Consider the following 19,485-nt stretch of genomic DNA (forward strand, 5'->3'; position numbering starts at 1 on the left):
TCCTCCCCCCTCCACCCTTTCCCCTTCCACGCCTCCCCCGTACATCCACACCCCCTCCCTACGCCCCCAACCCCCTTCCACACGCTCCCCCCGTGAAGCCGTTCAGGCGGCTTCACGGCGACCTCGCGTCATCTCAATCCTCGACCCAGTCGAAGGTCTTGGACACCGCCTTCTTCCAGTTCTTGTACTCCGAGTCGCGACGGCCGGAGTCCATCTGCGGCTCCCACTTCTTGTCCTCGGCCCAGTTCTCCCGGATGTCGTCCTCCGACTTCCAGAACCCGACCGCGAGCCCGGCCGCGTAGGCCGCACCGAGCGCCGTGGTCTCGGACACGACCGGCCTGATCACCGGCACGCCGAGGATGTCGGCCTGGAACTGCATCAGCAGCTCGTTCACGACCATGCCGCCGTCGACCTTCAGCGCCGTCAGGTCGACGCCCGAGTCGGCGTTCATCGCGTCGAGCACCTCACGGGTCTGGAACGCCGTCGCCTCCAGCACGGCCCGTGCGAGGTGGCCCTTGTTGACGAACCGCGTGAGGCCGACGATCGCGCCGCGGGCGTCGGACCGCCAGTAGGGCGCGAACAGGCCGGAGAACGCGGGCACGAAGTACGCGCCGCCGTTGTCCTCCACCGACTTCGCGTGCTCCTCGATCTCGGCGGCCGACGAGATCATGCCGAGGTTGTCGCGCAGCCACTGCACCAGCGAGCCGGTGACCGCGATCGAGCCCTCCAGCGCGTAGACGGGCGCCGCGTCGCCGATCTTGTAGCAGATCGTGGTGAGCAGGCCGTTCTCGCTCATCACCTTCTCGGTGCCGGTGTTGAGCAGCATGAAGTTGCCGGTGCCGTAGGTGTTCTTGGCCTCGCCGGGCGAGAGGCAGGCCTGGCCGAACGTCGCCGCCTGCTGGTCGCCGAGGATGCCGGCGATCGGGATGCCGGCCAGCGCGCCGCGTTCGCGCACCTGGCCGTAGACCTCGGACGACGACCTGATCTCCGGCAGCATCGACATCGGGATGCCCATGTCCTCGGCGATCGAGGAGTCCCACTGCAGGGTGTCGAGGTCCATCAGCATGGTGCGCGAGGCGTTCGTCGGGTCGGTGACGTGCACGCCGCCGTCGGTGCCGCCCGTCATGTTCCACAGCACCCACGTGTCCATGTTGCCGAACAGCAGGTCGCCCGCCTCGGCCTTCTCCCGCGCGCCCTCGACGTTGTCGAGGATCCAGCGGACCTTGGGGCCGGAGAAGTAGGTCGCGAGCGGCAGGCCGACCCTGGCCCGGTAGCGCTCCTGCCCGCCGCCCAGGTTGCCCAGCTCGGTGACGATCTTGTCGGTGCGGGTGTCCTGCCAGACGATGGCGTTGTAGACGGGCTCGCCGGTGTTCTTGTCCCACACCACGGCGGTCTCGCGCTGGTTGGTGATGCCGACGGCGACGATGTCCGAAGTGGACAGATCGGCCTTCGCGAGCGCGCCGGCGGCGACCTGGCGGGTGTTCTGCCAGACCTCCTTCGGGTCGTGCTCGACCCAGCCGGCCTTCGGGAAGATCTGCTCGTGCTCCTTCTGGTCGACCGACACCACCCGGCCCGAGTGGTCGAAGATCATGCAACGCGTCGACGTGGTGCCCTGGTCGATCGCGGCCACGTACTGGGTCATGCGGGAAGTCCTTTCAGACCGGGAGAACCAGGTAGAGCAGCGCGGCGAGCGCGCCACCCACGAGCGGGCCCACGACCGGGACCCACGAGTAGCCCCAGTTCGCGTTGCCCTTGTTGCGGATCGGCATGAGGAAGGCGTAGGCGATGCGCGGACCGAGGTCGCGCGCCGGGTTGATGGCGTAACCGGTCGGGCCACCGAGCGACGTACCGATCACCAGGACGACGAACGCGACGGCGGCGTACCCGAGCGCCGAGTTGCCGAACGTCGGCACGCCGTCGACCGCCACCTTGGCGCCCGGCGACAGCAGGATCCACGCCACCAGCACGAACGTGCCGATGATCTCGGAGACGAGGTTCCACGGCGCGTTCGGCACCGTCGGACCGGTGGAGAAGATGCCGAGCGTGTTCTGCGGCTCGTCGTGCGTGTCGAACTGGAGCTTGTAGGTCGCCCAGCAGAGCATCGCACCGATGATCGCGCCGACCATCTGGCCGAGGATGTAGACGGGGACGTCGCTCCACGGGGTCTTGTCCGCGATCGCGAGTCCGAGGGTGACGGCGGGGTTGAGGTGCGCCCCGCTCGGGTTGGCGATGCTGGCGCCGGTGAAGACGGCGAAGGCCCAGCCGACGTTGACGAACAGGAACCCGGTGCTGTTGCCGAGTGTGTCCTTGAGCACCTGGTTCGCGACGACACCGGTGCCCAGGAGGATGAGGACGGCCGTCCCCAGCATCTCCCAGACGAAGATCGAGCCTGCACTCATTGCCGACCTCCCGTGCTTTGCGGCCTGAGGAGGGCGCGCACACCTGAGGTCAGGGCCGCGCTGCCCGCCTACAACGAGGTCGGACGCTATTACCGAGCTGATCAGTTGTCCATGCCAAGTGCCTGTGCATGGGCCGTTTTCAGGCCGTTGGGACCTGTCCGGCTCGCCCATCGGCGGACGGCCGTTGCTGCAGGTAACGTGATCCGCGAGTCGTCACAGGGAGGCGCCTGTCGTGGCCACGCGAAAGAACCCAGCAGCACCGAGCACCCCCAGCGCTCCGCCGATCACCGGCAGGCTGGGCCCCGCCGAGCGCGAGGAGTCGTGGCAACGGCTGGGGGCCGAGACGTTCGACCTCGTCGTGGTCGGCGGCGGGGTGGTCGGCGTGGGCGCCGCGCTGGACGCCGCCACGCGCGGCCTGCGGGTGGCGCTCGTCGAGGCCCGCGACCTCGCGTCCGGCACGTCGAGCCGGTCCTCGAAGCTCTTCCACGGCGGTCTGCGGTACCTGGAGCAGCTCGAGTTCGGTCTGGTCCGCGAGGCACTGCGCGAACGCGAGCTCATGCTGACGCGCATCGCCCCGCACCTGGTGAAGCCGGTGCCGTTCCTCTACCCGCTGTCGAACAGGATCTGGGAGCGCCCGTACACGGCGGCCGGCCTGTTCCTCTACGACACGATGGGCGGAGCCCGGTCCGTCCCCGGCCAGAAGCACCTGACCCGCGCGGGCGCGTTGCGGCTGGTCCCGGCGCTGAAGCGGGACGCGTTGATCGGCGGCATCCGCTACTACGACGCCCAGGCCGACGACGCCCGCCACACGATGATGGTCGGCCGCACCGCCGCCCACTACGGCGCCGTCGTGCGCACGTCGACGCAGGTCGTCGGCTTCCTGCGGGAGGCGGACCGGGTGTCCGGCGTGCGGGTGCGCGACGTCGAGGACGGCCGCGAGGTCGACGTGCGGGCGCACGCGGTGATCAACGCGACCGGCGTCTGGACCGACGAGCTGCAACGGCTCTCCGGCTCGCGCGGCCGGTTCCGCGTGCGGGCGTCGAAGGGCGTGCACATCGTCGTCCCGCGCGACCGGATCGTCGCCGAGTCCGGGATGATCCTGCGCACCGAGAAGTCCGTGCTGTTCGTGATCCCGTGGCGCAACCACTGGATCGTCGGCACCACGGACACCGACTGGAACCTCGACCTCGCGCACCCCGCCGCGACCAAGCACGACATCGACTACATCCTCGAACACGTCAACTCGGTCCTCGCGACCCCGCTGACGCACGAGGACATCGAGGGCGTCTACGCGGGCCTGCGCCCGTTGCTCGCGGGCGAGTCCGACTCGACGTCGAAGCTCTCGCGCGAACACGCCGTGGCACGGGTCGCGCCCGGCCTGGTGGCGATCGCGGGCGGCAAGTACACGACGTACCGGGTGATGGGCGCGGACGCCGTGGACGCGGCGCACGTCGACCTACCGGGCCGCATCCAGCCGTCGATCACGGACAAGGTGCCGCTCGTCGGCGCCGACGGCTACCACGCCCTGGTCAACCAGGCCGACCAGCTGGCGGCCAAGCACGGCCTGCACCCGTACCGCGTCCGGCACCTGCTTGACCGCTACGGCTCGCTGGTGCACGAGGTGCTGTCGCTGGCCGCCGACAACCCCGACCTGCTCAAGCCGATCCCGGCCTCCCCCGACTACCTCCAGGTCGAGGCGGTGTACGCGGCCTCGCACGAGGGCGCGATGCACCTGGAGGACATCCTGACCAGGCGCACCCGCATCTCCATCGAGTACGCCCACCGAGGCGTCGACTCGGCGGAAGCGGTCGCCCGGCTCGTCGCACCGGTGCTCGGCTGGGACGAGGACGCCATCAAGCGCGAGGTCGAGGTCTACAACGCCCGCGTCGAGTCCGAACGCACCTCCCAGACCAAGGCGGACGACCAAGCGGCGGACGCGGTCCGTGCCGCGGCGCCGGAAGCCCGTCCGCAGTTGACCGAGCCGGTGAGCTGACCCGGGCATGCTGACGCGGCATGCCCGGGGTGGACCGCAGGACATTCCTGATCGCGACGTCCGCCGCACTCCCAAGCGATGCCGAAGGCGAGCCGTGCAGACCTGACGCCGCTGGGCAGCGGTGCACCCAATCGCAATCGTCGCGAAGCGGCGATGAACCCCGCCGCTGCGTCCGAGGTGCATGCCCACGCTGGAACAGGCACCCGCCCGCTCAGCTGAACCACGCTGGAACTCGCACGGCGACCACGCCGGAACAGCAACGGGCCCCCGAACCCAAAGGATCCGGGGGCCCGTCCAAGCAAAATCAGGCCAAAGCGGCCAGAGCCGTGTGAACCATCACCCGAACCCCGACCAGCAACGCCCGCTCATCCAGATCGAACGTGGGCTGATGCAGATCCCGCTGCTTCTCCACCCCGTTCCACACCCCGAGCCGAGCGAACGACCCGGGAACGTGCTCCAGGTACCACCCGAAGTCCTCCCCACCGGAAGACTGCTCGGTACCGGCCAGCGCGTCGTCCCCGAGCGCGGCCTCGATCCCAGCGCGAAGGATCTGGGTCGACTCCCGCTCGTTCACCACAGGCGGCACCCCCCGCCGGTGGTGCAGGTCGAACCCGACACCGGTAGGCGCCAACAACCCGGTGACCAGGTCCTTGACCAACGGCTCCAGCTCGGCCCAGATGTCGCGGTCCCCGGTCCGCAGGGTCCCGCGCAGCAGTCCGTCCTGCGGCACCGCGTTGGGCGCCTCACCGGCGTGCACCGCGCCCCACACCAGCACCGTCCCGGAACGGGGGTCGACGCGGCGCGAGAGCATCGTCGGCAGGCCGGTGATGACCGTGCCGAGCGCGTGGACCAGGTCCGCGGTCAGGTGCGGGCGCGAGGTGTGGCCGCCCGGCGAGTTGAGCCGCAGCTCCAGCAGGTCGGAGGCCGACGTGATGGCGCCGATGCGGGTGCCGATGCGGCCGACCTGCAGGCGCGGGTCGCAGTGCAGGCCGAAGATCCGCTCCACGCCGTCGAGGCCGCCCGCCGCCAGCACGTCGAGCGCGCCGCCGGGCATGACCTCCTCCGCCGGCTGGAACACCAGGCGGACACGGCCGGGGAGCTCGGTGGCCGAGGCGAGCGCGAGGGCCGCGCCGAGCAGGACCGTCGTGTGGGCGTCGTGGCCGCACGCGTGCGACACACCGTCCACAGTGGACCCGAACGGGAGGCCCGTGTTCTCCTGCAGCGGCAAGGCGTCCATGTCGGCGCGCAGGGCCACGCAGCGCGGGCCGCTGCCGATGTCGCACACCATGCCGGTGCCGCCGGGGAGGATGCGCGGCTTGAGGCCGACCTCGCGCAGCAGCTTGGCCACCAGCTCGGTGGTGTTGTACTCGCGGCGGGACAGCTCGGGGTTGGCGTGGATGTGCCGGCGCCAGGCGACCACGTCGCCGGCGTGCACCTTCAGCCAGTCGTCGAGCCACGCGGGGCCGCGGCCGTCTCCGAGATCATCCACAGGAGACATGCTCACCCCGGTGGGGTCGACGAGCATCTCAGGGGACGTCTTCACAGTTGAGGAGCCCGAAGGCCGGGAGTCCAGGACCGTCATGCCGCACCTCCGCGGGCCAGCAGCCGTGCTCGCTGCTGGGAATCGGTGGCTGTCGCGATCGTCGTCCAAGCCATGGCAAGTGCTCCGTCGAGGAGCGCACGGTCGGCCGACGCCGAGGCACAGGCGGTCGCGAACTCTTGTTGGTGGTTCACCGCGTCTCCGCAGTCGATGGCGATGGTCGGGTGGATGGCGGGCAACACTCTTGTCACGTTGCCCATGTCGGTGCTGCCGATCTTCTCCCGCTGCTCCTGCTCCGGCGAGAGAGGGCGTCGTCCCAGCTCAGTGGCCGCGCGCCGGTAGGCGTCCGCCAGCCACGGGTCGGGAGTCAGCTCGGCGTAGATCGGCGAGACCTGCTCGACCTCATGGGTGCAGCCGGTCGCGAGCGCGCCGGCTCTGAAACAGTCCCGGATCCGGTTCTCCAGGCGCTGCAACGATTCCAGGTTCTCCGCCCTCACATCGAACATCGCCGATGCGCGGGCGGGTATTACGTTCGGCACGGTACCGCCGTTGGTCACGATGCCGCTGACCATCTGGCCGGGCTCGAAGTGCTGCCGCAGCAGGCTGATCGACATCTGGGCGATCGTCACCGCGTCCGCGGCGTTGATGCCCAGGTGCGGAGCGGCGGCCGCGTGCGACGGCTTGCCCGTGTAGTGCACCTTCAGGTCGGTGATGGCCAGTGACTTCGCGGCGCACGACTCGTACGGCGCCGGGTGCACCATCATCGAGAGCGAGACGCCGTCGAACACGCCCCGTTCCAGCATGAGCACCTTGCCGCCGCCGACCTCTTCCGCTGGAGTTCCGATCACCTTCACGGTGATACCCAGTCGGTCGGCGATGTCACGCAGAGCGAGCGCGGCACCGACGGACGCGGCCGCGATGACGTTGTGCCCGCAGGCGTGCCCGACCTCGGGCAGGGCGTCGTACTCGGCGCACAGGCCCAGCACGAGATCACCGTCCCCGAAGGTCGCGACGAAGGCGGTCTTGAGGTCAGCCACCCCTCTGTCGACCTTGAAACCCTCTTTGACCAGCAGAGACGTGATCTTCTCGACGCTGCGGTGCTCCTCGAAGGCCAGCTCTGGTTCGGCGTGGATCGAGTGCGAGAGGTCCAGCAGGGCATCCGAGTACCGCTCGACGGCCGAGCGCGTGCTGATCTTCAAGTCGGTACCCATTTGCCACCATCCTGCATCACCACCCGTGGGACGCGGCGCGCTGATGATGATCAACCGGACGGCCGGTCGCAGCGCTGCGCCGAGCGGCGAGCGAGTTTCGGTCTGACCGATCAACGATGACGCAAATGGTCGAGAGGCACGCTTAACTTTGGCTATTACGTCTCAAAGGGTGAGACGAACCATCCCACGCACGCTCAGCCCTTCTTCGCCCGCCACATCGCCCAGCGCTTCTTGTTGCGGAGGTAGACCAGCCCGAACAGCACGAGGGCGATGCCGCCCATCCACAGCTTCTTCCTGGTTTCCGCCCGCTCTTCCGGAGACTGCTCCTGCGGCGCGTTCACGCTGGGAGCAGGGTTCACGGCGGTCGTCTGCTGCGCGGCCAACGGCGCGTTCGCAGCCTCTTGCGCGGACGCCACACCGGCGATCCCGACAACGCTCATCAGCGCGAACACGCAGGCCAGCAGCAACCTCGACATGGCCTGAACTCTACCTCGAATACCACGTTCGATGGTCACCCAAACTAGTTAAGCGCCTACCGAGAGTCCGATTGGAACGCCGTCAAAATCTGCTGCGCGGCGAGGGTCGCGGTGAGCTCCCCCGACCGCACCCTGTCCTCCACAGACGGCGCCAGCGACCGCACGGCGGCGCTCTCGCGCACCTGCCGGCGCAGCTCGTCGTGGACCATCATCCAGGTCCAGTCGACCTGCTGACGGCGTCGACGCTCGTCCAGCTCACCGGCGTCCTTGAGCGTCCGCTGGTGTTCCAGCACGCGGGACCAGAGCTCGTCGAGGCCGGCCCCGGTCAGGCCGGAGCAGGTGAGCACCGGCGGGTGCCAGAGCGCGTCCGGCGGGCGCAGCAGCCGGAGCGCTCCCGCCAGCTCGCGGGCGGCCTTGCGGGCGTCCAGCTCGTGGTCGCCGTCGGCCTTGTTGACCGCGATGACGTCCGCGAGCTCGAGGATGCCCTTCTTGATGCCCTGGAGCTGGTCGCCGGTGCGCGCGAGCGTCAGGAACAGCGAGCAGTCCGTCATGTTCGCGACGGCCACCTCGGACTGCCCGACGCCGACGGTCTCGACCAGCACGACGTCGAAGCCCGCGGCCTCGACCAGCACGATCGTCTCGCGGGTGGCCTGCGCTACACCGCCGAGCGTGCCGGAGGTCGGCGAGGGCCGGATGAACGCGTCGTCGTTCACCGACAACCGCTGCATCCGCGTCTTGTCGCCCAGGATGCTGCCGCCGGTGCGGGTGGACGACGGGTCGACGGCGAGCACCGCGACCCGGTGCCCCTGCCCGGTCAGCGCGGTGCCGAGGGCGTCGATGAACGTGGACTTGCCCACGCCGGGCACGCCGGTGATGCCGACGCGGACCGCGTCACCGGACTTCGGCAGCAGCTCGACCAGCAGCTCCTGCGCCAGGGCCCGGTGGTCGGCACGGGTCGACTCGACCAGCGTGATGGCGCGGGCGAGCACGCCGCGGTTGCCGCCGAGCACGCCCTTCGCGTACTCGGCGACGTCGATGCTCCTAGGCATCGTGGCCGAGCTGTGCGGCGAGCTTGACCAGCAGGTCCTTGGCGGCGTCCGCGATCACGGTGCCGGGCGGGAAGATCGCCGAGGCACCCGCCGCGTACAGCTCGTCGAAGTCCTGCGGCGGGATCACACCACCGACGACGATCATGATGTCCTCGCGGCCGAGGTCGGTGAGCGCCTGCTTGAGCGCCGGGACCAGGGTGAGGTGCCCGGCGGCCAGCGAGGACACGCCGACGATGTGCACGTCGGCCTCGGTCGCCTGCCGGGCGACCTCCTCGGGCGTCTGGAACAACGGGCCGACGTCGACGTCGAAGCCGAGGTCCGCGAACGCCGTGGCGATGACCTTCTGGCCGCGGTCGTGCCCGTCCTGCCCCATCTTGGCGACCAGGATGCGCGGACGACGGCCTTCCTCCTCCGCGAACGTCTCGACGACCTCGCGACAGGCGTCCACGTTGGACACTTGGCCGACCTCCTGCCGGTAGACACCGGTGATGGTGCGGATCTGGGCGGAGTGGCGGCCCCAGACCTTGCCGAGCGACTCGGAGATCTCGCCGACGGTGGCCTTCGCGCGGGCGGCGTTGATCGCCAGTTCGAGCAGGTTGCCCTGCCCGCCGGCCGCGGTGGTGAGCGCCTCCAGCGCACTGTCCACAGCGGACTGGTCGCGTTCTTCCCTGAGCCGGCGGAGCTTGTCGAGCTGCTGGGCGCGCACACCGGCGTTGTCGACCTTGAGGACCTCGATCTGCTCGTCGTTGGTGACGAGGTACTTGTTCACGCCGATGACGGGCTGGCGGCCGGAGTCGATGCGCGCCTGGGTGCGGGCCGCGGCCTCCTCGATGCGCAGCTTGGGGATGCCCTCGTCGATCGCGCGGGCCATACCGCCGGCCTTCTCGACCTCGGCGATGTGCTCCCAGGCCTTCTTCGCGAGCTCGTTGGTGAGGCGCTCGACGTACGCGCTGCCGCCCCACGGGTCGATCACGCGCGTGGTGCCGGACTCCTGCTGGAGGAGGAGCTGCGTGTTGCGGGCGATGCGCGCGGAGAAGTCGGTCGGCAACGCCAGCGCCTCGTCGAGGGCGTTGGTGTGCAACGACTGCGTGTGTCCCTGCGTCGCCGCCATGGCCTCGACGCACGTGCGCGCGACGTTGTTGAACACGTCCTGCGCGGTGAGGCTCCAGCCGCTCGTCTGGCAGTGCGTGCGCAGGCTGAGCGACTTGGGCGACTTGGGCTCGAAGTCGTTGACGAGCTTCGCCCAGAGCAGGCGCGCGGCCCGCATCTTGGCGATCTCCATGAAGTAGTTCATGCCGATGGCCCAGAAGAAGCTGAGCCGCGGCGCGAACCTGTCCACGTCCAGCCCGGCCGCCTTGCCGGCGCGGATGTACTCGACCCCGTCCGCCAGCGTGTAGGCCAGCTCCAGGTCGGCGGTCGCTCCGGCCTCCTGCATGTGGTAGCCGGAGATCGAGATGGAGTTGAACTTCGGCATGTGCGTGCTGGTGTAGCTGAAGATGTCGGAGATGATCCGCATCGACGGCTGCGGCGGGTAGATGTAGGTGTTGCGGACCATGAACTCCTTGAGGATGTCGTTCTGGATGGTCCCCATGAGCTGCTCCGGCTTCACCCCCTGCTCCTCCGCCGCCACGACGAACAACGCCAGGATCGGCAGCACGGCGCCGTTCATCGTCATCGACACGGACATCTTGTCGAGCGGGATGCCGTCGAACAGCGTGCGCATGTCGTAGATCGAGTCGATCGCCACCCCGGCCATGCCGACGTCACCGGCCACACGCGGGTGGTCGGAGTCGTAGCCGCGGTGCGTGGCCAGGTCGAACGCGACGCTCAGGCCCTTCTGCCCGGCCGCGAGGTTGCGGCGGTAGAAGGCGTTCGACTCCTCGGCCGTGGAGAAACCCGCGTACTGGCGCACGGTCCACGGCTGGTTGACGTACATCGTCGGGTACGGGCCACGCAGGAACGGCGCGACGCCGGGATAGGTCTCCAGGAAGTCGAGACCGTCCACATCGGACTGCCCGTAGACCGGCCTGACCGCGATGCCCTCCGGCGTCTCCCAGCTGGGGAGGTCCGTCTCGTACTTGGCCGACGGGAGCGGGCCGAGGTCGACGTCCGCGAAGTTGGGGATCAACGCTCCACTCCCAGGTGCTGGTAGGTGCCGGTCAGGATCTCCAGCGCGGGACAGCCCGCGTAGACCCGGCCGTCGACGTCGGCGTCCGTCTTCTTGCCCGCGAGGAACACCCGGTCGGCGCCGGCCTCGCGCAGTGCCTTGACGGTGTCGACCGCCTGGTCGGCGTAGCTGCTGTCGCTGCCGCAGAGGACGGCGATCCGGGCTCCGCTGGCCTTGAACCTGTCCGCGACCTCTTGCGCGGACTTCGTCGCGCCCGCGGCAGGGGTGGCGAAGCCGCCGGCGTTGAACAGGTTGGCGGCGAAGGTGGCTCGGGCGGTGTGGGCGGCCACCGGGCCGAGGGTGGCGAGGAAGACCTGGGGTCGGGTCTCCTGGGCGTCGGCCAGGTCGCGGAGCTCTTCGAAGGCCTGTGCATAACGGACGCGCGGCAGGCCGAAACTGTCAGACCCGCTTGAGACACTTGGGATGGGGGGCGCATCCCCCCTGGGGGCCGGTGAGTCGGAATCGATTCCGGAGGCGGGGGCGGCGGTCTCCCGGGCGGACGCGGGATTGGCAGACGCGGCACTGGAGCCAGCGGGTGCCGGGTCGCGGGCAACGAGCTGCTCGCCGGATGCGGAGCCAGCGGGAGCGAGGGCGGGTTCACCAGCGGAAGCGGAGACAGAACCGGCGGACGCGTCAACAGACTCGGCACCGGCGGGCGTCTGAGCAGGCGCGGCACCGGAACCAGCGGCACCGGAGCCAGCGGGCGCCGGGTCGCGGACCACGGGCTTCTCCCCCAGGTTCGGGAACTCGCTCACCCCCGTGATCGGATCGCTCCGATCCGCCAGCCGAGCCGACCGCGCGGCCCAGGTCGACGCGATCCGCGAGCGAACCGACGAAGCAGCCGCAGGCAACCCACCGGCACGTTCCAGCTCCTGGAACCAGGCCCAGGCCGACACCGCCAACTGCTCGGTCAGCTGCTCCACGTACCAGGACCCGGCGGCGGGGTCGATCACCTCGCCGAGGTGCGACTCCTCCAGCAGCAGGTTCTGCGTGTTGCGGGCGATGCGGCGCGCGAACTCGTCCGGCAGGCCGATGGCCGCGTCGAACGGCTGCACGGTCACGGCGTCGGCGCCGCCCAGGCCGGCGGACAGGCAGGCGACGGTCGTGCGCAGCATGTTCACCCACGGGTCGCGGCGCGTCATCATCGCCGACGACGTCACGGCGTGCTGCACCTGCACGGCGTCCGCGCTGGCGACGCCGGACACCTCGGCCACGCGCGCCCACAGGCGGCGGGCGGCGCGCAGCTTGGCGATGGTCATGAACTGGTCGGCGGTCGCGGCGTAGCGGAACTCCAGCTGTGCGAAGGCATCCGAAGCCGAGAAGCCGGCGTCCGTCAGGACCCGCAGGTACGAGACGGCCAGCGCCAGGGCAGCGCCGAGCTCCTCGGTGTCCGAGCCGCCCGCGTCGTGGAACGGCAGCGCGTCGACCACGACGGTCCGCAGCGACGGGAACTCCGAACGCGCCTGCCTGATCACGTCCAGAGCTTCACCCGAAGGTGTCAGCGCCAGGTTGCCGCGCACGTCAGCGGCCAGCACCGGCGCCTGGTCGTAGATCCGCAGCAGCGCGCGGGCGGCGTCCACGGAACCGTCGAGCACGATCGGTGCGAGGTCCAGGTAGACGCCGTCGAGCAGGCGCTCCAGGGCGGGGGCGGGCACGGCGAGCCACAGCGACGTGACGCCGCCCTCCAGGTCGTTCAGCAGAGCGACCGGATCGGGCACTGAGTGGCGTTGACGAACGTCCCAGCCCTGCTTCGCGGGCACCAGCGCGTAGGGCGGCAGCGCGTCGTCGAGGGTGTAGAGCGGCTGGAGGTTGATGCCGTCGTACGTCTTGGTGACCAGCGAGTCGTAGCTCGCGCCGGTCTTGCTCAGGACGGCGTCGACCAGGTCACGCCACTGTTCCCTCGTCGCCGGGGGGAACTCGTTCGGGCGGAATTCGGCGGTCAATGCCAACTCCATCATGCGTTGCAGTTTTACCGCTCGGTACCGGCACGGGCTATGTGAGGTTCACCGCCGTTAACGATGCAGTGAAGTCCCTCCGAGTGTCTCAGGAATGATGAACCGGTGGAGAACGGTGACCAGGAGCGCTTGATCGCGGCCAGATATCGGCTGCTGCACCTGCTCGGTCAAGGCTCGATGGGCACCGTCTGGGCTGCTCACGACGAGGTGCTGCGGCGCCAGGTCGCGGTCAAGGGCATCCTGCGGCCGCCGGGCATGCCCGACGTGGCCGCCGACGAGCTGCGGGAACGGACGATGCGCGAGGCCCGTGCCGTCGCCGCTCTCTCCCACCCGAACCTCGTGACGCTCTACGACGTCGTCCAGCACGAGGGCGACCCGTACGTGGTGATGGAGCTGGTGCCGTCGCGCAGCCTCGGCGAGGTGCTGCAGGAGCAGGGCTGCCTCACCGAGAAGCAGGGCGCCGCGGTGCTGGACGCGGTCGCGGCGGCGCTGGCGTCCGCGCACCGGGTCGGCATCACGCACCGGGACGTGAAGCCCGGCAACGTGCTCATCGCGGACGACGGCCGGGTGAAGCTCACGGACTTCGGCATCGCGCGCAACGTCGCCGAGGCCACGATGACCGCGCGCGGCATCACGCTCGGCACGCCCGCCTACATCGCGCCCGAGGTCGCGCAGGGCGGTGACGTGTCGGAGGCCGCGGACCGGTGGTCGCTCGGCGCGACGATGTGGGCCGCGATGGCCGGCGAGCCGCCGTACGTGGGCAAGAACGTCATGCAGACGATCAACGCGGTGATCAACGGCGACGTGCCGGTGCCGGCGGGCGCTGGGCGGCTCACGCCGCTGATCAGCGGGCTGATGCGCAAGGACGCGGCCGAGCGGATGTCGCTGGTCGACGTGCGCAAGCAGGTCTACCCGCTGCTGCCGGAACCGGGCACGGACGCGTTCGAGGTCCGCGAGTCGGTGCGGCTGCCGGTGGTCGTGCGGCCCAAGCCGAAGATCGAGCCGGACGCGCCGCTCGCCGACGATCCCGGCCCGCTGCCGTTCCTGGTCACCGCACCGCTGCCGCCCGAGCGACGTGGACGCGTCGCGTCGACGTTCTTGCTGGTGGCGGCCATCCTGCTGTTCGTCGCGGGGTCCGGCGGCGGGTTCGCGCTGACCAGGCTGGCGGCGGGCGCGACGCTGCTGCCGCCGACCCAGCAGACCCAGCAGACGCTGCCGACCCTGCCGTCGTCGGCGCCGCTCGAACCCCGGACCGCGTCGGCGGTGAGCGCGAACGGCGAGCAGGGTGGCAGGTTCACCGTGAACGTCGACCAGAGCTGGACCACCTACACCGAGCAACGCGCCGCGGACACGCGGTTGCCGCTGTCCGCGGTGGTGCACTTCGTGTCCGGCAGCGGCGCGTACGAGGCGGCCGTGCACCGGTTCCCGGACTTCTACCCGAAGCGCGACCTCAAGGTGTACTTCTCGGGCGTGCAGGCGCGCTGGCCCGGCCGGTTCTTCGGCGGCGAGCGGGTGCCGACGCCGAACCTCGCGGGGCCGCGCTTCGAGGACAGCGTCCAGTTCATCTACCGGACGGTCGAGGGTGACGGCGCCACGGCGCTGCGGCGGTCGCACCTGTCCCGCGTGCTCCCCTACGGCAACGACCTGTGGGTGGTCGAGGTGGTCGTTCCCACGGAGCAGGAGGACGAGGCGCGCGCGAGGCTGTTCGACGCGATCGCCTCGACGTTCGCCCCGGTGTAAGCCGTGTCGTGGGGGTCACGTCCGCGATAGCCGCGCCCGAGCGGACACGACTCTCATCGAACAGACCCCCACGACACGGCTTAAGCTCTCGCGGTGACTCCAGAAGAGCTGGCCGGCAAGGCCGCGGAAGAGATCCAGAGCCGCACCGGCATCGACAAGCACGACATCGCCATCGTGCTCGGCTCCGGCTGGCGGCCCGCCGCCGACGTGATCGGCGAGCCGGTCAGCGAGGTCCCGGTCGGTGAGCTGACGGGCTTCGAGGCGCCGACCGCGCTCGGCCACGGCGGCACCATCCGCTCCGTCGAGGTGGGCGGCAAGAAGGTCCTCGTCGTCCTCGGCCGCACCCACGGCTACGAGGGCAAGGGCGTGCAGAAGGTCGTGCACGGCGTGCGCACCGTCGCCGCGGCGGGCGTGTCGACGGTCGTGCTGACCAACGCCGCCGGTGGCCTGCGCCAGGGCATGTCCGTCGGGCAGCCGGTGCTGATCTCCGACCACCTCAACCTGACCTCGCTGTCGCCGCTGGTCGGCGCGCGGTTCGTCGACCTCACGGACCTGTACTCGCCACGGCTGCGCAAGCTCGCGCAGGAGATCGACTCCTCGCTGGAGGAGGGCGTGTACGCGGGGCTGCCCGGCCCGCACTTCGAGACGCCCGCCGAGATCCGGATGCTGCGCACCATGGGCGCAGACCTGGTCGGCATGTCGACGGTGCACGAGGCGATCGCCGCACGCGCCGAGGGTGTCGAGGTGTTCGGGCTGTCGCTGGTCACGAACCTCGCGGCGGGTATCACCGGTGAGCCGCTGAACCACCAGGAGGTGCTCGACGCGGGCGCCGCCGCCGCCGAGCGCATGGGCACGTTGCTGCGCGAGCTGGTGGACCGCGCATGAGCCTGACGCCGGCACTGCGCGACGCGACGTTCCGGTGGATCGCCGACGACCCGTCCCCGGCCGCTCGTGAGGAGCTGCAAGGGGTTCTCGCGCGGGCGATGGGCGGTGACCCGGCCGCGTTGGAGGACCTCCAGGACCGCATGGCGGGACCGTTGACGTTCGGCACCGCCGGGCTGCGCGGTCCGGTGCGGGCGGGCACGAACGGCATGAACGTCGCGACCGTCGTCCGCGCGACGGCCGGTCTCGCGTCGTGGCTCGGGGCGTCGCGCGGCGTGGTCTTCGTCGGGCGCGACGCCCGGCACGGGTCGGAGGAGTTCGCGGTCGCCGCCGCCGAGGTGATGGCGGCGGCCGGCTTCGACGTGCGGGTGCTGCCGGGGCCGTTGCCGACGCCGGTGCTGGCGTTCCTGGTGCGGGCGCACGACGCGGTGGCGGGGATCCAGATCACCGCGTCGCACAACCCGCCCGCGGACAACGGCTACAAGCTCTACCTGGCCGGTGGTTCGCAGATCGTGCCGCCGTCGGACGGCGAGATCGAGAAGGCGATCGAGTCGGTGCCGGCGGCGGTGTCCGTGCCCAGGACCTCCTCGTACAGCACGGTTTCGGACGCCGAGGTCGACGCGTACCTGGAGCGGGTGGCGCAGCTGCCCACCGGCCAGGCGCGGACGTTGAAGATCGCGCTGACGCCGATGCACGGGGTCGGGGGCGCGTTCGCCGTGGAAGCGTTGCGGCGCGCGGGTTTCACCGACGTGCACGTGGTGCGGTCGCAGGCGGTGCCGGACCCGGACTTCCCGACCGTGGTGTTCCCGAACCCGGAGGAGCCGGGCGCGTCCGACGAGCTGCTTTCCCTTGCGGCGTCGGTGAACGCGGACCTGGCCATCGCGCTGGACCCGGACGCGGACCGGTGCGCGCTGGGCGTGCGGGACGGCGACACGTGGCGGATGCTGCGCGGCGACGAGACGGGCGTGCTGCTCGGCTCGCTCGTGTTGTCCACCACGGAGTCCGCGGACCCGTTGGTGGCGACGACGATCGTGTCGTCGTCGCTGTTGAAGTCGATCGCGTCGGCGCACGGAGCCCGGTACGCGGAGACGTTGACGGGCTTCAAGTGGCTGGCGCGGGCCGGTGACGGACTCGTGTTCGCCTACGAGGAAGCGCTCGGCAACTGCGTCGACCCCGTGCACGTGGCGGACAAGGACGGCATCTCGGCCGCCGTCGTCGCCGCGGACCTGGCCGCTGGCCTGAAGGCGTCCGGGCGCACGCTGCTGGACGCGCTGGACCAGCTCGCGGTGGACCACGGCCTGCACCTGACGGACCAGGTCTCGTTGCGGTACACCGACTTGAGCCTGATCGGCGCGACGATGTCCCGCCTGCGCGCGACGCCGCCGTCCGGCTTCGCGTCGGAGGACCTGCTCCCCGGCGCCGACGTGCTGCGGTGGACGGCCGACGGGGTGCGCGTGATCGTGCGCCCGTCCGGCACCGAGCCGAAGCTGAAGGCGTACCTGGAGGTGGTCGAGCCCGTCACGGACGGACTGGAGTCCGCCCGCGCGTCCGGCAAGGCTCGGCTGGCTGAACTGCGGGAACGGGTTACTGCGCTGGTCAGCTAGCTCAGCCGGCGAGTGCGATCGCCAGGCAGAGCGCAGCGAGGACGAAACCCCCGCCGGCTACGAAGTACGCCCTTCTGGTCGGCGGGGTCACCGCGTTGCGACGTCCCTCGGTGACCGCCGCGACGGCGATCCGCCCGAAGATGTACGCGATCGTGCAGAGCCCCACGCCGAGTCCGAGCAACATCGTGTTGACGTCCCACGGGCTGTGGTCGAACCCCGGCCACAGCGACGCGAACAGGGGCCCGAACCCGATCATGCCGATGCCGACGGCCAGGCCGAAGCCCCAGGTGATGCGACGCTGACGAGGACTGGTGGTCATAAGGGCGGTGGTCTTCATGGTCCCTCCTGTGTACACCCGTTAAGACGTCCTTCCGGCACCGGGGTTCCGCTTCCGGAGCAACAAGAACGCCTGCGGTCCCCCTTCTCCCGCACCTTTCTGACGTTGCAGCCGCGCCACTTCGTTGAACCCGGCTCGCGTCGCGTTGGTCACGGTCTCGTCGATGTCGTGCCAGTAGACGTCGAGGTCCACGTCGTGGCCGTACGCGTGGACGAGGTGGTTCTTCTGATTACCCAGTTTGAAGGCGTGCAGCAGGTATCCGCCAGGTTTCACCACACGGTGGAACTCCTGCCACGGCACCTCCTCGACGGGCATGTGGACCGTGGAGTACCAGACGACAGCTGCGCCAAGGCTGTCGTCTTCCAGGTCCAGCTTGGTGATGTCGCCCTGCTGGAACGTGAGGTGCGGGTAGAGCTGTTTCGCCTGGTCGAGCATGCCGTCGGAGAGGTCGATCCCGAACGCGTCGAGGCCCAGTTCGTGCAGGTGCTGCGTGATGCGGCCGGTGCCGCAGCCGAGGTCGCCGACCGGACCCTCCGCCAGCTCGGCGAACGCCCGCATGATCGCGGCGTCGAGGGGGCGGCCGTCGTGGGCGTCCGGGATGAGGCGGGCGTAACTGGCGGCGACGAGGTCGTAGGAGGCGCGGGTCATGGACGTTATGTTGCTCGGCGTGTCCAGGTTGTTGATCGTCCACCACACCCCGTCGCCCGCCCTCCAGGCGATGTTCGAGGCGGTCGTCGCGGGCGCCACCACCCCCGAGATCGAGGGCGTCGAGGTGGTCAGGCGAGCCGCGTTGTCCACAACCGCTGTGGACACCTTGGCAGCCGACGGCTACCTGCTCGGCACGCCCGCCAACCTCGGCTACATGAGCGGCGCGCTGAAGCACTTCTTCGACACCGTCTACTACCCGTGTCTCGACTCGACGAGAGGTCGCCCGTTCGGGCTTTACGTGCACGGCAACAACGACACGACCGGTGCGGTGCGCAGCGTGGAGACGGCCACGACCGGGTTGGGCTGGGAGAAGGCCGCCCAGCACGTCGTCCTCACGGGTGAGCCGACGAAGGCGGACCTGGAGGCGTGCTGGGAGCTCGGCGCGACTGTTGCGGCCCAGTTGTCCACATGAATCCCGGGTTGTCCACAGCTTCTTGCCCCCACCCTGTGGACAACCCTGGGGATGGATTCGAACGTGTGTTCTAGCGGGCTACCGCGCTCATGTCGGGGTAGCGGTCACCGGCCACCGCGGACGCCGGGACGGCGGCCTCGATCGCGGCCAGGTCGTCGGCGGACAGCTCCAGCGACGCCGCCGCGACGTTCTCCTCCAGGTACTTGATCCGCTTCGTGCCCGGGATCGGCACGACGTCGTCGCCGCGGTGCTGCACCCACGCCAGTGCGAGCTGACCGGCCGTGACGCCGCGTTCCTCGGCCAGTGCGCGCAGCTCGGCCACCATCTTCAGGTTCGCGTCGAGGTTCGAGCCCGAGAAGCGCGGGTTCGTGGCGCGGAAGTCGCCGTCGCCGAAGTCCGCTGACGACGCGAAACGGCCGGTCAGGACGCCGCGACCCAACGGGGAGTACGGCACGATGCCGACGCCCAGCTCTCGGGCCGTGGGCACGATCTCGGCCTCGAGCTCGCGCGTCCACAGCGACCACTCGCTCTGCAACGCGGTGATCGGGTGCACGGCGTGCGCACGGCGCAGCGTCTCGGCACCGGCCTCGGACAGGCCCAGGTGGCGCACCTTGCCCTCGGCCACCAGCTCGGCCATCGCGCCGACGGTCTCCTCGATCGGCGTGTCGGCCGGAACCCGGTGCAGGTAGTACAGGTCGATCACGTCCACGCCGAGCCGCGACAGCGAGCCCTCGACCGACGAGCGCACGTACGCGCGGTCGCCGCGGATGGAACGACCGCCGCCCTCCTCGCGCACGATGCCGAACTTCGTGGCCAGGACGACGGACGAGCGGCGATCCGCGATGGCGCGGCCGACCAGTTCCTCGTTCACGTGCGGGCCGTACATGTCGGCCGTGTCGATCAGCGTGACGCCGAGGTCGAGGGCGCGGTGGATGACCGCGATCGACTCCTTCTCGTCGCCGGCGCCGTAGAACTCCGACATCCCCATGCAGCCGAGGCCCTGCGGCCCGAC

The 19,485-nt window shown here is 70.2% G+C and carries 16 protein-coding genes; 5 read left to right on the forward strand and 11 right to left on the reverse strand.

Annotated elements, in window-relative coordinates; all coding sequences use genetic code 11:
• Positions 1 to 133: 133 nt before the first annotated feature.
• Both glpK and ACFWV3_RS07820 read right to left on the reverse strand, forming a co-directional pair.
• Positions 134 to 1,642 carry a glycerol kinase GlpK gene (gene glpK / locus ACFWV3_RS07815; protein ID WP_382409518.1) on the reverse strand — a complete coding sequence of 503 codons (1,509 nt, stop codon included), beginning with the start codon at positions 1,640 to 1,642 and terminating at the stop codon, positions 134 to 136.
• Between the two features lie 13 nt (positions 1,643 to 1,655).
• On the reverse strand, positions 1,656 to 2,399 hold the full coding sequence (locus ACFWV3_RS07820) for an MIP/aquaporin family protein (protein WP_382409520.1): 744 nt from the start codon (positions 2,397 to 2,399) through the stop codon (positions 1,656 to 1,658).
• Between the two features lie 232 nt (positions 2,400 to 2,631).
• Between ACFWV3_RS07820 and ACFWV3_RS07825 the strand changes: the two genes are divergently transcribed.
• Positions 2,632 to 4,392, forward strand: coding sequence for a glycerol-3-phosphate dehydrogenase/oxidase (locus ACFWV3_RS07825; RefSeq protein ID WP_382409522.1), 1,761 nt, complete (start codon positions 2,632 to 2,634; stop codon positions 4,390 to 4,392).
• A 304-nt stretch (positions 4,393 to 4,696) separates the two neighbouring features.
• Here ACFWV3_RS07825 and ACFWV3_RS07830 read toward each other — a convergent pair whose 3' ends face one another.
• From ACFWV3_RS07830 to ACFWV3_RS07855, 6 genes are all read right to left on the reverse strand, one after another.
• Positions 4,697 to 5,974 (reverse strand): amidohydrolase, encoded by a 1,278-nt coding sequence (locus tag ACFWV3_RS07830; RefSeq protein WP_382409524.1) that lies wholly within the window; start codon positions 5,972 to 5,974, stop codon positions 4,697 to 4,699.
• Entirely contained in the window at positions 5,971 to 7,143 is a 1,173-nt protein-coding gene (locus ACFWV3_RS07835; RefSeq protein WP_382409526.1) for a M20 family metallopeptidase, read from the reverse strand. Before ACFWV3_RS07835 ends, ACFWV3_RS07830 begins: the two co-directional genes overlap by 4 nt.
• Positions 7,144 to 7,337: 194 nt before the next feature.
• Positions 7,338 to 7,619 carry a hypothetical protein gene (locus tag ACFWV3_RS07840; protein WP_382409528.1) on the reverse strand — a complete coding sequence of 94 codons (282 nt, stop codon included), beginning with the start codon at positions 7,617 to 7,619 and terminating at the stop codon, positions 7,338 to 7,340.
• A 56-nt stretch (positions 7,620 to 7,675) separates the two neighbouring features.
• Positions 7,676 to 8,668, reverse strand: coding sequence for a methylmalonyl Co-A mutase-associated GTPase MeaB (gene meaB, locus ACFWV3_RS07845; RefSeq protein WP_382409530.1), 993 nt, complete (start codon positions 8,666 to 8,668; stop codon positions 7,676 to 7,678).
• Positions 8,661 to 10,796 (reverse strand): methylmalonyl-CoA mutase, encoded by a 2,136-nt coding sequence (gene scpA, locus ACFWV3_RS07850; RefSeq protein ID WP_382409532.1) that lies wholly within the window; start codon positions 10,794 to 10,796, stop codon positions 8,661 to 8,663. The genes meaB and scpA overlap by 8 nt, the downstream gene beginning before the upstream one ends.
• Positions 10,793 to 12,778 (reverse strand): methylmalonyl-CoA mutase family protein, encoded by a 1,986-nt coding sequence (locus ACFWV3_RS07855; RefSeq protein WP_382409534.1) that lies wholly within the window; start codon positions 12,776 to 12,778, stop codon positions 10,793 to 10,795. The genes scpA and ACFWV3_RS07855 overlap by 4 nt, the downstream gene beginning before the upstream one ends.
• Positions 12,779 to 12,895: 117 nt before the next feature.
• On the opposite strand from ACFWV3_RS07855, the gene ACFWV3_RS07860 reads away from it, so the two are divergent.
• The 3 genes from ACFWV3_RS07860 (at position 12,896) to ACFWV3_RS07870 (ending at position 17,016) form a co-directional block, all read left to right on the forward strand.
• Entirely contained in the window at positions 12,896 to 14,530 is a 1,635-nt protein-coding gene (locus ACFWV3_RS07860) for a serine/threonine-protein kinase (RefSeq protein WP_382409536.1), read from the forward strand.
• A gap of 93 nt (positions 14,531 to 14,623) precedes the next feature.
• Complete coding sequence (locus tag ACFWV3_RS07865) at positions 14,624 to 15,415, forward strand: purine-nucleoside phosphorylase (RefSeq protein ID WP_382409538.1); 792 nt, start codon at positions 14,624 to 14,626, stop codon at positions 15,413 to 15,415.
• Positions 15,412 to 17,016 carry a phospho-sugar mutase gene (locus ACFWV3_RS07870; RefSeq protein WP_382409540.1) on the forward strand — a complete coding sequence of 535 codons (1,605 nt, stop codon included), beginning with the start codon at positions 15,412 to 15,414 and terminating at the stop codon, positions 17,014 to 17,016. The genes ACFWV3_RS07865 and ACFWV3_RS07870 overlap by 4 nt, the downstream gene beginning before the upstream one ends.
• Position 17,017: 1 nt before the next feature.
• On the opposite strand, the gene ACFWV3_RS07875 is transcribed toward ACFWV3_RS07870, so the two are convergent.
• Positions 17,018 to 17,353 (reverse strand): hypothetical protein, encoded by a 336-nt coding sequence (locus ACFWV3_RS07875; protein ID WP_382409542.1) that lies wholly within the window; start codon positions 17,351 to 17,353, stop codon positions 17,018 to 17,020.
• 21 nt (positions 17,354 to 17,374) lie between these two features.
• Positions 17,375 to 18,001 (reverse strand): class I SAM-dependent methyltransferase, encoded by a 627-nt coding sequence (locus ACFWV3_RS07880; RefSeq protein WP_382409544.1) that lies wholly within the window; start codon positions 17,999 to 18,001, stop codon positions 17,375 to 17,377.
• 19 nt (positions 18,002 to 18,020) lie between these two features.
• On the opposite strand from ACFWV3_RS07880, the gene ACFWV3_RS07885 reads away from it, so the two are divergent.
• On the forward strand, positions 18,021 to 18,473 hold the full coding sequence (locus tag ACFWV3_RS07885; protein WP_382409546.1) for a flavodoxin family protein: 453 nt from the start codon (positions 18,021 to 18,023) through the stop codon (positions 18,471 to 18,473).
• 70 nt (positions 18,474 to 18,543) lie between these two features.
• Here the strand turns inward: ACFWV3_RS07885 and ACFWV3_RS07890 are convergent, their stop codons facing one another.
• Positions 18,544 to 19,461 (reverse strand): aldo/keto reductase, encoded by a 918-nt coding sequence (locus ACFWV3_RS07890; RefSeq protein WP_382410461.1) that lies wholly within the window; start codon positions 19,459 to 19,461, stop codon positions 18,544 to 18,546.
• Positions 19,462 to 19,485 lie beyond the last annotated feature (24 nt).

Source organism: Lentzea sp. NPDC059081 (assembly GCF_042738015.1).
Taxonomy (GTDB): domain Bacteria; phylum Actinomycetota; class Actinomycetes; order Mycobacteriales; family Pseudonocardiaceae; genus Lentzea.

What these genes read in the sequence shown, in the direction of transcription:
- glpK (WP_382409518.1), bottom strand. Translation starts at nt 1,642, where the DNA reads ATGACCCAGTACGTGGCCGCGATCGACCAGGGCACCACGTCGACGCGT.
- ACFWV3_RS07820 (WP_382409520.1), bottom strand. Translation starts at nt 2,399, where the DNA reads ATGAGTGCAGGCTCGATCTTCGTCTGGGAGATGCTGGGGACGGCCGTC.
- ACFWV3_RS07830 (WP_382409524.1), bottom strand. Translation starts at nt 5,974, where the DNA reads ATGACGGTCCTGGACTCCCGGCCTTCGGGCTCCTCAACTGTGAAGACG.
- ACFWV3_RS07835 (WP_382409526.1), bottom strand. Translation starts at nt 7,143, where the DNA reads ATGGGTACCGACTTGAAGATCAGCACGCGCTCGGCCGTCGAGCGGTAC.
- ACFWV3_RS07840 (WP_382409528.1), bottom strand. Translation starts at nt 7,619, where the DNA reads ATGTCGAGGTTGCTGCTGGCCTGCGTGTTCGCGCTGATGAGCGTTGTC.
- meaB (WP_382409530.1), bottom strand. Translation starts at nt 8,668, where the DNA reads ATGCCTAGGAGCATCGACGTCGCCGAGTACGCGAAGGGCGTGCTCGGC.
- ACFWV3_RS07870 (WP_382409540.1), top strand. Translation starts at nt 15,412, where the DNA reads ATGAGCCTGACGCCGGCACTGCGCGACGCGACGTTCCGGTGGATCGCC.
- ACFWV3_RS07875 (WP_382409542.1), bottom strand. Translation starts at nt 17,353, where the DNA reads ATGAAGACCACCGCCCTTATGACCACCAGTCCTCGTCAGCGTCGCATC.
- ACFWV3_RS07880 (WP_382409544.1), bottom strand. Translation starts at nt 18,001, where the DNA reads ATGACCCGCGCCTCCTACGACCTCGTCGCCGCCAGTTACGCCCGCCTC.
- ACFWV3_RS07890 (WP_382410461.1), bottom strand. Translation starts at nt 19,461, where the DNA reads ATGGGGATGTCGGAGTTCTACGGCGCCGGCGACGAGAAGGAGTCGATC.